The organism is Paeniglutamicibacter psychrophenolicus (assembly GCF_030812255.1).
Classification (GTDB): domain Bacteria; phylum Actinomycetota; class Actinomycetes; order Actinomycetales; family Micrococcaceae; genus Paeniglutamicibacter; species Paeniglutamicibacter psychrophenolicus_A.
Genome location: NZ_JAUSSH010000006.1, coordinates 221,849 through 234,932, shown reverse-complemented (window position 1 = coordinate 234,932; position 13,084 = coordinate 221,849). Strand labels below are relative to the sequence as shown.

The 13,084-nt window shown below is 68.2% G+C and carries 12 protein-coding genes; 8 read left to right on the top strand and 4 right to left on the bottom strand.

Annotated elements, in window-relative coordinates; all coding sequences use genetic code 11:
* The first annotated feature begins 63 nt into the window (after positions 1 to 63).
* Positions 64 to 1,323, top strand: coding sequence for a dihydrolipoyl dehydrogenase family protein (locus tag J2T21_RS11050; RefSeq protein WP_307581389.1), 1,260 nt, complete (start codon positions 64 to 66; stop codon positions 1,321 to 1,323).
* A gap of 64 nt (positions 1,324 to 1,387) precedes the next feature.
* A complete protein-coding gene (locus J2T21_RS11045) occupies positions 1,388 to 1,777 on the top strand; it encodes a hypothetical protein (RefSeq protein WP_307581387.1) in 390 nt (129 codons plus the stop codon).
* On the opposite strand, the gene J2T21_RS11040 is transcribed toward J2T21_RS11045, so the two are convergent.
* The 4 genes from J2T21_RS11040 to J2T21_RS11025 form a co-directional block, all read right to left on the bottom strand.
* Positions 1,778 to 2,893 (bottom strand): PQQ-dependent sugar dehydrogenase, encoded by a 1,116-nt coding sequence (locus tag J2T21_RS11040; protein ID WP_307581385.1) that lies wholly within the window; start codon positions 2,891 to 2,893, stop codon positions 1,778 to 1,780.
* A 136-nt stretch (positions 2,894 to 3,029) separates the two neighbouring features.
* Positions 3,030 to 3,935 carry a glycine betaine ABC transporter substrate-binding protein gene (locus J2T21_RS11035; protein ID WP_307581383.1) on the bottom strand — a complete coding sequence of 302 codons (906 nt, stop codon included), beginning with the start codon at positions 3,933 to 3,935 and terminating at the stop codon, positions 3,030 to 3,032.
* A gap of 58 nt (positions 3,936 to 3,993) precedes the next feature.
* The gene (locus J2T21_RS11030) at positions 3,994 to 4,839 is read right to left on the bottom strand and encodes an ABC transporter permease (protein ID WP_307581381.1); all 846 of its coding nucleotides are present in this window, start codon (positions 4,837 to 4,839) and stop codon (positions 3,994 to 3,996) included.
* Positions 4,839 to 6,155, bottom strand: a complete 1,317-nt coding sequence (locus J2T21_RS11025; RefSeq protein ID WP_307581378.1) for a quaternary amine ABC transporter ATP-binding protein — start codon at positions 6,153 to 6,155, stop codon at positions 4,839 to 4,841. The genes J2T21_RS11030 and J2T21_RS11025 overlap by 1 nt, the downstream gene beginning before the upstream one ends.
* A gap of 528 nt (positions 6,156 to 6,683) precedes the next feature.
* Here J2T21_RS11025 and J2T21_RS11020 point away from each other — a divergent pair.
* The 6 genes from J2T21_RS11020 to bioD all read left to right on the top strand — a co-directional run bounded on the left by J2T21_RS11020 (position 6,684) and on the right by bioD (position 13,060).
* Positions 6,684 to 7,022 carry a bifunctional 3-phenylpropionate/cinnamic acid dioxygenase ferredoxin subunit gene (locus J2T21_RS11020; protein WP_071214042.1) on the top strand — a complete coding sequence of 113 codons (339 nt, stop codon included), beginning with the start codon at positions 6,684 to 6,686 and terminating at the stop codon, positions 7,020 to 7,022.
* Positions 7,023 to 7,296: 274 nt separating this feature from the next.
* Positions 7,297 to 8,535, top strand: coding sequence for a biotin synthase BioB (gene bioB, locus J2T21_RS11015; RefSeq protein ID WP_307581376.1), 1,239 nt, complete (start codon positions 7,297 to 7,299; stop codon positions 8,533 to 8,535).
* On the top strand, positions 8,532 to 9,911 hold the full coding sequence (bioA, locus tag J2T21_RS11010) for an adenosylmethionine--8-amino-7-oxononanoate transaminase (protein WP_307581374.1): 1,380 nt from the start codon (positions 8,532 to 8,534) through the stop codon (positions 9,909 to 9,911). The genes bioB and bioA overlap by 4 nt, the downstream gene beginning before the upstream one ends.
* A complete protein-coding gene (locus J2T21_RS11005) occupies positions 9,895 to 11,109 on the top strand; it encodes an aminotransferase class I/II-fold pyridoxal phosphate-dependent enzyme (protein WP_307581372.1) in 1,215 nt (404 codons plus the stop codon). Before bioA ends, J2T21_RS11005 begins: the two co-directional genes overlap by 17 nt.
* Positions 11,106 to 12,278, top strand: coding sequence for a cytochrome P450 (locus J2T21_RS11000; RefSeq protein ID WP_307581370.1), 1,173 nt, complete (start codon positions 11,106 to 11,108; stop codon positions 12,276 to 12,278). The genes J2T21_RS11005 and J2T21_RS11000 overlap by 4 nt, the downstream gene beginning before the upstream one ends.
* Positions 12,275 to 13,060, top strand: a complete 786-nt coding sequence (gene bioD / locus J2T21_RS10995; RefSeq protein ID WP_307581368.1) for a dethiobiotin synthase — start codon at positions 12,275 to 12,277, stop codon at positions 13,058 to 13,060. Before J2T21_RS11000 ends, bioD begins: the two co-directional genes overlap by 4 nt.
* Positions 13,061 to 13,084 lie beyond the last annotated feature (24 nt).

The window sequence follows — 13,084 nt, the reverse complement described above, 5'->3', positions numbered from 1 at the left end:
TGTGAGAGTTTCCTCGAAGGACCCACGGTGGCCGCGCCCGTTTCAGGAACGTACAGGTCACCGGTGGGTGTTACACCACTCTACGGGGCACTACTCTGCGTTCCCACCAAGGCCCTGATCCACGACTCGGAGACCCGCACCGGCAACGGGTTCGACCCCGGCTACTTCGACACCGCGGTACAGCGCCGGGACAAGCTCACTGCCGCCATGCGGGCCAAGAACTTCTCCATGCTCGATGACCTTGATTCGGTCATGGCCATCACCGGGCGGGCCACCTTCATCGGCCCGCGCCGCATCAGGATCCAGGCCGGCGACGAGACCCTGGAGCTGGGCGCCAAACGGATCATCATCAACACCGGAGCCGTGCCGCAGATCCCGGACCTCGGCGGCGCGCGCATCGGCGGGCGGATCCACGACTCCACCACGCTGCAGCACGCGCCGTTGCCCAAGTCCCTGGTGGTGGTCGGCGGCGGATACGTCGGCACGGAGTTCACATCCATGTTTGTGCACTTCGGCTCGAAGGTCACGGTGCTGGATCGCGGGCACCGGGCGCTGAAAAAGGAAGACGAAGACGTGGCCGCCGAGGTTCTCGGCGTGCTTGGGGATGTGGGCGTCGAGGTCCGCACCGGCGCCAGCGTGCAGAGCATCGGACAGGACGCCGGCAGCGCCCGGGTTTCCTACGTGCAAGACGGCCAGACACGCGAGATCGAGGCCGACGCCGTGCTCATCGCCCTGGGCCGCACCCCGGCCACCGACGGGTTGGACCTGGCAGCCGCGGGAATCGAGCGCACGGATTCCGGGGCCATCAAGGTCGACGAGCACCTCCGCACGACCGCCGAGGGCGTGTACGCGCTGGGCGACGTGAACGGCGGACCCCAGTTCACCTACGTTTCCCTGGATGACAACAGGATCGTCGCCGATGCGATCCTGGGCGCCGGAACACGTTCCACCGCCGACCGCATCGCAGTTCCCTCCACCATCTTCACCACCCCGCCGTTGGCACGCGTCGGGCTCAGCGAGGAGGCGGCCCGTGCCCGGGGACTGGACATCAAGGTCGCCGTCAAGAAAGCCGCCGAGATCGCCGCGATGCCGCGGCCCAAGATTGTGGGCGATCCCCGCGGCGTCATCAAGTTCGTGGTCGATGCCAACACGGACCTGGTCCTTGGCGCGGCCCTGATGCATGTGGACTCGCAGGAAGTCATCAACCTGGTCGCCCTGGCCATGCGCCAAGGCGTCACCTCGGCCACGCTGCGCGATTCGATCTTCACGCACCCTTCGTCCACCGAGGCGCTGAACGAGGTGCTCGGGACCTTCAGCAGGTAGGGCCGCCGGGTTGCGTCGGCAACCCGATACTGTGCCGGGAAGCTCCAGACCATAGGATGGGAACGTGCAAGACCTGCTGACCAGCCTTGGCCCGGCACTCGACCTCATTGGGTGGGTGGCGCTGATTGCCGCGGCCGGATTCTATGGCTTCGCGTTGGCCGAACGCCGCCGAGATGCGGGATGGAAGACCGCCGACTATGAGATTGCGGTACTCGAGGGCCAGGAATGCCTGGTCTTCCACACCTCCGACGGCACCATCCGCAGCGAACTGCTGGTGCTGGAAAGCCCCCGGGCGCCCGACGGCCAGACCCTGGTGTACTACCGGGACGACAAGACCGGCTCCTGGCAGCTGGAAAAGCCACGCTCACAGGTGCGCTTCCTGTATTGGACCGCCGCGGCACTGGTGGCCGGCTTCATCCTCAGCAAGGTCCTGGGCATCGTGGCCCACCTGTAACTAGGCGACGGGAAGCTCAAGCGCGATGATCTTCGAGTCCGCGCCCTCGTTGGTGGCCACCCACAATTCATCCCCCACCACCAGCACGTCGCGCAGCCGGCCTTCCTGGCCGGACAGCAACGCACGGGCTCCCGGCAGCGTTCCGCCGGCGGGCGGATCACCGTCCGGCAGCGGCAACTCCCACAGCCTCTCTCCGCGCAGGCAGGCCACATAGGCAATGTCCCCGGCAACGGCCAGCGCACTTGGTGAGGCATCGGCGGGGCTGGGCCACACATGGATCGGGTCGACGAAACGCGCATCGCGGGCGACCCCTGTGACCTCCGGCCACCCGTAGTTCTTGCCAGGCTCGATCAGGTTCACCTCGTCGTTCTTCTCCGGGCCCAGCTCACTGGCCCACAGCCTGCCCCTCGAATCCCATCCGAGCCCCTGGACATTGCGGTGCCCGTAGGAATAGACCGGGGAACCGGCAAAGGGGTTGGCCTCCGGGATGCTTCCATCCGGATTGACGCGCAGGATCTTGCCGTTGAGCCGGGACGGATCCTGGGCCGCCTGCTGGTCGGTGGCGTCCCCGGTGCCGATGTAGAGCAGGCCGTCCGGGCCCTTCTTGATGCGCCCGCCGTTGTGGATGTTGGCCCGGGGGATGCCGGTGAGGATGTCTTCGGCCGGTCCGACCCCGGAGCCGCGCAACTCCAGGCGCACCACACGGTTGTCGGTTTCGGTGCCCAGGTAGGCGTAGAGCCATTCGGCCCCGCCGGATGCGGCGATGATCTCGAGCCCCAGCAGTCCCGCTTCGCCACCGGCGACCACCTGGGGCAAATGCACCAGGGGCGCGAGGGCGCCGTCGGGGGAGAGCGCCAGGATCCGGGCGGTGTCGCGCTCGGAGACCAGGATGCGCCCGTCCGTGGTGCGGACCAAGGACCAGGGGGTGTCAAGGCCGGTGGCCTTGGGCATTCGCCGGGGATCGGTGCCGGTGGGCACGGGGCCGGGCGTGGCCGTGCCGATGGGGTTTTGCGGACGGGAACATCCGGCCACGGCGGCCAGGCCGAGGGCTCCGCCAAAGGCCAATACCGTGCGGCGATCCATCCGGGGGCCGTCCGCGGGCCAATGAGCCGTCATGGCCCGAGTCTAGTGCCCACCTTCGGCCGCACGGAAGGACCGGACGGAGACGGCGAAGGGCCCGGGCCTTCCAAGGACAACGCGGTGTTGAGCGGTGTCCCGGAGGGCCCGGGCCCCTGGAGCAGGTGCTGCGCGGCTACTTCTTCGCGGTCAGCGAATCGACCCATTCCTGGTTTTCGCCGATCCACTTCTCGACGATCGGACCGTAGTCCTGGGTCTCGTCCTGGTTGAACATGGCGTTTTCCAGGGAGAAGAGCTTCTCGTCATCCATCTTGAAGTCCTTCATCCAGCCGGCAACGGTGGGGAAGTCGTCCTTGAAGGTCAGGCTGCCGTAGGTGCTGATGTGCTCGGCTGCACCCAAGGCGCCCTTGGGGTCTTCGAGGTCCTTGATCGGGAACGCGTCATAGGCCCAGTGCGGACGCCACAGCGTCACCGCGATGTTGTCCCCGTCGGTGGTTGCCTTCTTCAGCTGGGTCAGCATTGCCGTGGTCGAGGATGTCACGAATTCCATCTTGTCCAGGCCGTATTCCGGGATGACACGGTCCTTCATGGCGGCGGTCAACCCCGCACCCGGGTCGATGCCCACGATTCGGTTGTCGAACATGTCGGCCTTGCTGGCGAGCTCGTCCAGGGATGTGATGTCGGCGTCCTTGTTCACGGCAACTGTCAGCTTGGCGTTTTCGTTCCAGGTGCCCAGTTCCTGCATCTTGTCGCCGTACTTTTCCAGGTACGTTTTGTGGGTGTCCGGAAGCCAGACATCCATGGTCATGTCGAAGTCGCCGGTGGTGATGCCCGTGAAGACCGGTGCCGCATCGGCGGTGGTCAATGTGACATCGTAGCCTTCCTTGTCGAGGATGCTCTTCCACAGGTTGGACACGGCAATGCCTTCGTCCCAGCCGGCGAACACGCCAATGGTCAGTTCCTTCTTGTCTCCGCCCGGTGTGCCAGAGGCTTCCGATCCGGCGTCGCCGGATCCGCAGGCGGTCAGGGCCAGTGCCGAGGCGGCAGCCAGGGCTATGAATGATACGAGTTTCTTCTTCATGAAATTTGCCTTTCTTGATGGCCCCCGACTTCGCGGGAGCCGCAAAATGGGGAACTGGTTACGCTGGGACGTGCTTCTTGACGTGGGTCAGCGAAGCAGTGATGCGATCGAGGAAGATCGCCAGGATGACAACGGCGAGGCCGGATTCCACACCGAGCGGAGTGTTCAACCCGGTCAGGGCCGAGTAGACCGCGCCACCGAGGCCGCCGGCACCAACCATGCCGGCAATGACGACCATGGACAGGGAGAGCATGATGATCTGGTTGATGCCCGCCATGATGGTGGGCATCGCCAGCGGGATCTGGATCTGGCGCAGGATGCGCATGGGCGAAGCGCCAAACGCCTGGCCGGCCTCGACCACTTCACTGTCCACGGAGCGGATGCCCAGTTCCGTGAAACGGGCGCCTGGAGCCAGGGCAAACACGATGGTCGCCACGATGCCGGGAACCGGTCCGATGCCCAGCAGCAAAAGCACCGGAATCAGGTAGACGAAGGCCGGCATGGTCTGCAGGAAGTCCATGACAGGCTTGACGACGCTGGAAACGGCCGTGGACTTGGCTGCGGCTATGCCCAGAGGCACGGAGATGATCACTGCCACCAGGGACGCCACGAGCACCAGGGCCAGCGAATCCATGGCGTTGTCCCATTGGTTCATGCCGTAGATCAGCAGGAACCCGATGATGGTGCCCAATGACAGTTTCCAGCCCTTGAGCCAGAAGGCCAGAGCCGCGAGAACGACGATGACGGCCCAGAAGGGAGGTGTGGACAGGACCCAGTCCAGTCCGTTATAGAACTGGGCGAAGAAGGCCTTGACGCCGTCGAAAAAAGCGCCGAGGTTGGCGATGATCCAGTCGAGGGCTGTTTCCGCCCACTTGCCGACGGGAATCCGGAACAAATCGTCCATTAGAGCGTGCCTCCCTCTTCACCGGATGGCTCCTGGGTGAAAATTCCTGGTTTCTGGCTGCCGTCGTTGCTTCCGGCTGTTTGGCCCGGCTCAAGGATCTCCATGGAGCTGGTGGTGGATGGCACGTTGCCCAAGGCTGCCAACAACGTTGCCCGGGCCACGGCGCCGACCAGCCGTCCCTGCTCATCGACGACTGGCAGGGGGGTGTTGCTTTCCACTGCGCGGCCAAAGAGGTCGTTGAGCGGGGTGTCTGCGGAAATTGCGTCCTCTGTCCGGGTCAGGATCTCGGTGAGATCCGATCCGCCGCGGTCGGCAAGGGCTTGGGTCTCACGGTCGGTGACGATGCCGCGGAAGTTGCGGTTGCGGTCAATGACAAACGCGCCGGAGGTCAGCTGCCCACGCATGGTCAACAGGGCAGCGCGTGCTCCGCCGCTGATCGAAACGACTGCGCGCGGATTCTCCATGACAGCGCCGGCCGTGAGCACGCGGGTGCGGTCCACGTCGCGGACGAAGGATGCCACGTAGTCGTTGGCGGGGGAGGTGAGGATCTCGTCCGGGGTGCCGATCTGCACGATTTCCCCGTCGCGCATCACCGCAATGCGGTCCCCGAGGAACATGGCCTCGTTCAGGTCGTGGGTGATGAAGATGATGGTCTTGCCCAGGTCCGCCTGCAGGGAAGCGAGCTGTTCCTGCATGTCGCGGCGGATCAGCGGGTCGAGCGCGGAGAACGCCTCATCCATCAACAGGATGTCGGTTTCCGAACACAAGGCCCGGGCCAAGCCGACGCGCTGCTGCATGCCGCCGGAGAGCTGTCCGGGGTACTTGTCTCCCCAGCCGGTGAGCCCCACCGTATCGAGCATCGTGGTGGCCAGTTCGGTGCGCTTCTTCTTGTCTACGCCTTGGATCTCCAGGGCGTAGGCGGCATTTTCCAGCACGGTGCGGTGCGGGAGCAGGGCGAAGTGCTGGAACACCATCGAAATGCTCTTTTGTCGAACCTCACGCAGGCGCTTGCCGGAGATCTTGGAAATGTCTATGTCGCCGATGTGGACCGATCCGCTGGTCATGGGCCACAGGCCATTGAGCATCCGGATCAACGTCGACTTGCCCGAGCCGGACAGTCCCATGACGACGAAGATTTCACCCGGCTTGACATCAAACGAGGCGTCAATGACGGCCGCGGTGCCCATCGCGGCCACATCCTTGCGGGTTTTGCCGTCCTTGAGGGCCTTCACAGCTTCTTGGGGTCTACGTCCGAACACCTTGTAGGCATTGGCGACACGTAGGGCCGGTGAAGCCGTCCCTGGTGCTGAGTTCATGCGAGGTTCCATCCACGTGTCGCGCAGAAGATCCGGCAACACGATTTGTGCATTCTTGTTCACGTGGCCGTTGCGCTCGGCTGGTGAGCCTCTCGCAACGGATGAGACTTAGGCCTTCACGCTAACAGTCGTCTCGGGAAAGGAGGAGGGATACGGAGGTTTTTTCATGATTTGTGACCATGTGGATATCGATTGGTCCGCGTAATCACGGGGCAGAAGCGGTGTTACGACATCGTGATACTGATGGTGGCCGGAAATCGATTTCACACCGGTTATCGTTGCGGATGGCTGCTGTTCTTCGGCTGCCGTTCGGGATGATTGAAAAACTTTATCCGTATCTTTTGTAGTGTTTTCCGAAGATATAAACGTATTTGGGAAATTTGGGTGCAGGATCTTCCCGGCGGACTCATTGGGCCTTGGCGCTTGGGCCGTGGGCCGAAAGGCGGGATGATGGAGCAACATCTTTTCCTATATCCATCGCTTTCGCGCAAGGCGCGGAGGCGGTGGGGCACACCAGGAGGCACCCTCATGAGCGAGGCAATAAACATCGGTTCCGTCGACAGCATCGATGAAGGCGAAGCCATCGTGATTCCGTCCGAAGACAACGGCACGAAGGACGACATCGCGGTGTTCCACGCCGAGGACGGGAACTTTTATGCCATCAACGACGAGTGCACCCACGAGACCGCTTCGTTGGCCGACGGCTGGATCGAGGGCACCGAGGTCGAATGCCCGGTCCACGCGGCGAAGTTCTGCCTGAAGTCCGGCACCGCACTGTGCCTGCCGGCCACCGTGGCTGCCCGCACGCACAAGATCGAGGTCCAGGACGGGGAGCTGCTGCTCTACCCCGACACCCCGGCCGTGTAGGCACTGTGGCCCAAGGGGCCCGTCCGGGTGGCGCCAGGAATTTGTTCTTGGCTCCACCCGGACGGGCCCCTTGCCGTTGGTGGGCGCCGACGGAGGGATGCCGGCCAATCGCGGTGGTCATCGATGTGGCGCCGACATGATTGAACAGTGTTCAATTGGCGTGTAATGTGATCCGGAAACCATTGAACGGTGTTCAGTTGGTCGTCGGGGCCGCACCCAGCATGGCGCGGCCCCGGCGACACCGCCGAGAAACGCCCTCCGGAAGGCCCCCGCCATGACCACGACCAATACCCTCCCCGCACCCGCCGCAGCGGGCTCCACCGCCACCGGGATCCTGGACGTCACCGACCTGGCCGCGCGCATCGATGCCGGACACCGGCTCACCACCGACGAGGCGCTTGCCGTGCTGGCAACCCCGGACGAGGCCACCCTCGGGCTGGTCGCCGCGGCTTCAACCCTGCGCCGCAAGCACTTCGGCAACACCGTGAAGGTCAACTACCTGGTCAACCTCAAATCCGGGCTCTGCCCCGAGGACTGCACCTACTGCTCCCAGCGACTGGGTTCCAAGGCCGAGATCCTCAAGTACACCTGGCTCAAGCCCGACGAGGCCGTGCACCAGGCCGGGCTCGGCATTGCCGGCGGCGCCTCGCGCGTGTGCATGGTCGCCTCCGGCAAGGGCCCCAGCGACCGCGACGTGGACCGCGTGGCCACCATGATCGGCCAGATCAAGGACGAACACCCGCAGGTTGAGGTCTGCGCCTGCCTCGGAATCCTGAAGGCGGGCCAGGCCGAACGGCTCGCCGCCTCCGGGGCCGATGCCTATAACCACAACCTGAACACCGCCGAGTCCCTCTACCCGGAGATTTGTTCGACCCACACCTTCGCCGAGCGCGTGGACACCGTCGGGCAGGCCAAGGACGCAGGGCTCTCCCCGTGCTCCGGGCTCATCGTGGGCATGGGAGAGACCCCCGGGCAGCTCGTCGAGGCCGTCTTCGCGCTGCGCGAGCTGGATGCCGACTCGATCCCGGTGAACTTCCTGATGCCCTTCGACGGCACCCCGCTGGCCGGGACCTGGCACCTGACACCGATGGCGTGCCTGCGCATCCTGGCCCTGGTCCGCCTGGCCGCGCCCGCCGCCGAGCTGCGCATGGCCGGTGGGCGCGAAATGCACCTGCGCACCCTGCAGGCCACCGCCCTGGCCGTGGCAAACTCCTTGTTCCTCGGCGACTACCTCACGTCCGAGGGCCAGGATGCGCGCCGCGACCTGGAGATGATTGCCGACTCCGGGTACGTGGTCCTGGGCCAGGAGGACACCGACCCGGCCGAGCTGGCCGCACGCCTGCACCACCGGGCCGACGAAGCCCCTGCCGCAGCGAGGGAACCCGCCGGCTGCGGAAGTGCCTGCGGTTCCGGCTGCGGCGCGGGCGCTTCCCTGGGTTGCGGATCGGTGCACGGCGCCGAGCCGGTGCTGCGCCGCCGTGGCGCCGGAACCGGCGAAAGCCCCAACGCATGAGCGCCACAACGTCCCTGGTGAGCCAGGGCCAGGACCTGCTGGCACGGGATGCCGGACTGCTCTGGCACCCGTATGCCTCCTTGGACGCAGGCTCCCGCTACGCGGTCACCGGTGCCAGCGGCGTGCGGCTCACGCTCGAGGACGCCACCGGCACCCATGAGGTCATCGACGGCATGGGCTCCTGGTGGTCGATGGTGCACGGCTACCGCAATCCGGTGCTGGATGCCGCTGCCCACGCGCAGATCGACTCGTTCAGCCACGTGATGTTCGGCGGGCTGACCCACGCCCCGGCCGTGGAACTGGCCGAGCGGCTCGTGGCCATGGCCCCGGGCGAGCTGGCCCACGTGTTCCTGGCCGACTCCGGGTCGATCTCCGTGGAGGTCGCGCTCAAGGTCGTGCTGCAATACCAGCACGCCCGCGGCCACACCGGCCGGAAGCGCTTTGCCGCGCTGCGCGGCGGCTACCACGGGGACACCTTCGCGGCGATGGGCGTCTGCGACCCGGTGGACGGCATGCACGCGGCCTTCGCCCGGCCCGGGGCCGAACAACAGCTCTTCCTGCCCCGGCCCCCGGCCGCCCGGCTGACCACGGAGGCCAGCTGGGAATTCGACGTGGCCGAATTTGCCGCCTGGGAAACCGAATCCCGCGCGCTGGCCGCCGCCCATGCCCCGGAACTGGCCGGGATCATTGCCGAGCCCGTCCTGCAGGGCGCCGGGGGCATGTACGCCTACGCCCCGGCGGCGCTGCGCGTGCTGCGCGAGATCGCCGACGCACACGACCTGCTGCTGGTGCTCGATGAGATCGCCACCGGCTTCGGGCGCACCGGGAAGCTGTTCGCCAGTGAATGGGCGGGCGTGGAACCGGATGTGATGTGCGTGGGCAAGGCGCTGACCGGCGGCTACCTGAGCCTGGCCGCGATGCTCTGCACCCCGAAGGTCGCCGGCGCCCTGGACGGGGCGCACGGCAACGGCTCGGCGCTGCTGCACGGGCCCACGTTCATGGGCAACCCGCTGGCCTGCGCGGTGGCCAACGCCTCCCTTGGACTGCTCACCGGAGCCGGGGACCCGCGCGCCGGCGACGCACCCTGGCGCGGCCAGGTTGCCGCACTGGATACCGGGCTGCGCGAAGCCCTCGCCCCGGCCGCCGTGTTGCCGTCCGTGTTGGACGTGCGGGTGCTGGGCGGGGTCGGCGTCATCCAGCTGCGCGAGCAGGTGCGCGTGGCGGAGGTGACCGCGGCAGCGGTGCGCCACGGGGCCTGGGTGCGCCCCTTCCGCGATTTGGTCTACGTGATGCCGCCCTACACCAGCAGCGCGGAGGAGATCCGGCTGCTGGGCGCCGCCCTTGTCGCGGCGGTGGACCATGTCCACGGCCCCTAGCCTCACCCCGGCCGCCGAAGCGCCCGCGGCCGTTCCGGAGGCGTGGGGGAGGTGGCTGGGCGGGCGGGCACGGGTGCGCGCGGCCCGCGGGCTGCACCGGGTGGAGAGCAACCGCGGGCAATTGCTGGACCTGGCCTCCAACGACTACCTGGGCCTGGGGACGCACCCGGCGGTGCGCGCCGCCTCCGGGGAGGCCGCGGCCCGCCACGGGGCCGGTGCCGCCGCCAGCCGCGTGGCCACCGGCACCCTGGCGGTGCACACCGCGCTCGAGGAGGCGCTATGCGACTACACCGGCAGGAACGCCGCGCTGGTTTTTTCCAGCGGCTACACCGCCAACATCGGTGTCCTGCAGGCACTGGGCGGACCGGGCAGCCACTTCATCCTCGACGCCCACGCCCACGCCAGCCTGATCGACGGCGCCCGCCTCTCCGGGGCCAAGGTGGCCACCGCCGCGCACAACGACCTCGACGCCGCCAGGGCGCTGCTTGCGGCGAACCGCGACTCGCCGGCACCGGCCCCGCGCGTGGCGCTGGTGCTCGAATCCCTCTACTCGGTGCTGGGGGATTCCGCCGACCTGGCCGCCGCGGCTGCGCTGTGCACCGAGTTCGGGGCGCTGCTTCTCATCGACGAGGCCCACTCGCTGGCCGCCACGCGCACCGGCTCGGCACTGCGTGCCGCCGGGCTGGCAGGATCCGGGCACGTCATCGCCACCGCCACGCTCTCCAAGGCCCTGGGCTCCCAGGGCGGGGTAGTGCTGCTGGGCGGGGAAACGGCGGGGTTGCTGCGCGAGCACCTGGTGAACACCGCCCGCAGCTTCCTCTTCGACACCGCGCTGGCCCCGGCCGCGGCCGGCGCCGCACTGGCCGCCCTGGAACTGGCCGACGCGCAACTGCTGGGACGGCTGGAACGCAACGCCGCCCTGGTGCACGACACCCTGTCCGCGGTGCCGCAGCTTTCCGGGCGCATCGAGCGGGGCGCCGGCGCGGTGCACTCGATCACCATGGCCAACGCCGCCGGCGCGGTGCGCACCGCCGCGGCCCTGCGCGCCCGCGGCATCGCCGTGGCCTGCTTCCGGCCCCCGTCCGTGCCCGACGGGGTGTCCCGGCTGCGGATCACCGCCCACGCCAACCACCGCCGGCGCGAGCTGCTCGCCGCGCTGCACACCATTGCCGCCACCATCCTGGAGGAAGAATCATGAGTTGTCCCCTTGCCGGGTCCACGGCCGTTGCCCCGACGCCTGCGCCGTTGGCCACGGCCCTGCCCGGCGCCTACCCCGAGGTGGTCAACAACCGCTACCGCAGCATCGAGGACCCCGCCCTGGTGCGCCGGATCCTGCAGCGCCCCGAGGACTTCACCCCGGCCAACGCCCTGGACACCGCCATCGACCTGGAACCGGCGGCCCTGCGCATCCTGGCCGCCGAGCGCTTCTTCCTGCCCCCGGTGCTGGCCAGCGCCGGCGGGGCAGCGCACCTGGCGGTCCGCCGCATCGTGGCACGCTTCTTCAGCCCCGCCAGGGTCGCCGCGCAGGCGGAGCCGATCCGGGCGCGCGTGGCCGGGATCTGCTCCGCACTGGCCACCGACTACCGCAACGGCGCCCGCGTCGACCTGGCCGCGCACCTGGCCGCGGTCATCCCGCCCGAGGTCATGGCCCGGCTCACCGGGATCCCGGTCCCGCCCGCAGCCGACCTCAAGGCCTGGAGCCTTGATTCCCTGGAGCTCTTCTGGGGCTGGCCCGACGCGGCCCGGCAACTGGAACTTGCCGCCAGCGCCGCCGGATTCCACGCATGGCTGCGCACCTCGGTCGCGCAGGGCCTGGCCCGCGACGACGGAAACCTCTATGCGGAGCTGCACAGAGGCGGGGTGGACCTGGACCGGATCCGCTCACTGGGCTACTTCCTGACCATTGCCGGACAGGAGACCACCGCGATGCTCATCTCCACGACGCTGGCCGCCGCGCTGCACGGGGGCCGCTGGGATTCCTGCGCGCAGGAATCCGCGGCCGCACAGCTGGTGGCCCAGTCGCTGGCGCGCGCATCCTCGGTGCCGACCTGGCGCCGGGTGGTGCGTGCCGACATCGAGCTGGACGGTGAGCGCTTTGCCGCCGGGGAGCAGCTGGTGCTCCGGCTCTCGGGCGGTGCCCTGATGGAGGGCGGGGACGATGATTCGCTGGCCTTCGGGTTCGGGATCCACCGCTGCCTCGGCGCGGGGCTGGCACGGATGGAAACCGAGGTGGTGCTGCACGCCGCGGCCCGCGCGCTGCCGGGGCTCGAACCGGCCGGCGGGGAACCGGACTGGATGCACCTGCTCTCCTTCCAATCCCCGCGCACCGTGTTCAGCTCGCGGCCGGGTGTGGGGGCGGCGGCATGATCATCGCCGTCACCGGGACCGACACCGACGTCGGCAAGACCGTCCTCACCGCGGCCCTGGCCGCCGGAGCCCTGGATGCGGGGCATTCGGTGGCCATCTACAAGCCCGCCCAAACCGGCGTGGAACCGGGGCAGGACGGGGATGCGCACGCGATCGGGTCCTGGCTGGGGAACCCGCCGGAGCTCACCCTGTCCGAGGGAGTGCGGCTGAAAGATCCGATGGCTCCGGTGGATGCCGCGCTGCACGCCGGGGGCCCGGCAGCCGCCGCGGCGCTGCCCAACCTGGCCGACCACCTGCGCCGCGCCCGGGCCCTGGCCAAGTGGCACGACGTGCTGCTCGTCGAGGGTGCCGGCGGCCTGCTGGTGTCCCTGACCCTGAAGGGGGAAACCATCGCGGATATTGCCCGCGGGCTGGGTGCCCGGTTGGTGGTGGCCACCCGCCCGGACCTGGGGACGTTGAACCACACCGCGCTGACCCTGGAAGCCGCCGCGGCGCGCGGCTTTGCCCGCGGGGTGCTGGTGCCGGGAAGCTTCCCGGCCGACCCCACCGCGCTGCAGCAGCGGAACCGGTCGAACTTGCGCGCGCTGGCCGGGCGCCACGGCTGGGCCTGGGCCGACGGCCCCCCGGCCGGAGCCGTGGCCAACCCGGCGCACAGACAGCGGATCCTGCACGCGGCGGGCCGGAAACTGGCCCCGGTGCTCGCCGAAGCGCCGTTGCAGGTTGCCCCGGACACCACGGACGGCCGTCCCGGCTTTGTGCCGGAGCCCGCCCACGCGGGATGATGGGAGGGCGGCAGGCGGCCACCG

Bases quoted from the DNA above. Each gene is read 5' to 3' on its own strand.
- J2T21_RS11000 (WP_307581370.1), top strand. From the start codon at position 11,106: ATGAGTTGTCCCCTTGCCGGGTCCACGGCCGTTGCCCCGACGCCTGCG.
- J2T21_RS11035 (WP_307581383.1), bottom strand. From the start codon at position 3,935: ATGAAGAAGAAACTCGTATCATTCATAGCCCTGGCTGCCGCCTCGGCA.
- J2T21_RS11005 (WP_307581372.1), top strand. From the start codon at position 9,895: ATGTCCACGGCCCCTAGCCTCACCCCGGCCGCCGAAGCGCCCGCGGCC.
- J2T21_RS11030 (WP_307581381.1), bottom strand. From the start codon at position 4,839: ATGGACGATTTGTTCCGGATTCCCGTCGGCAAGTGGGCGGAAACAGCC.
- bioB (WP_307581376.1), top strand. From the start codon at position 7,297: ATGACCACGACCAATACCCTCCCCGCACCCGCCGCAGCGGGCTCCACC.
- J2T21_RS11020 (WP_071214042.1), top strand. From the start codon at position 6,684: ATGAGCGAGGCAATAAACATCGGTTCCGTCGACAGCATCGATGAAGGC.
- J2T21_RS11025 (WP_307581378.1), bottom strand. From the start codon at position 6,155: ATGAACTCAGCACCAGGGACGGCTTCACCGGCCCTACGTGTCGCCAAT.
- bioD (WP_307581368.1), top strand. From the start codon at position 12,275: ATGATCATCGCCGTCACCGGGACCGACACCGACGTCGGCAAGACCGTC.
- J2T21_RS11040 (WP_307581385.1), bottom strand. From the start codon at position 2,893: ATGACGGCTCATTGGCCCGCGGACGGCCCCCGGATGGATCGCCGCACG.
- bioA (WP_307581374.1), top strand. From the start codon at position 8,532: ATGAGCGCCACAACGTCCCTGGTGAGCCAGGGCCAGGACCTGCTGGCA.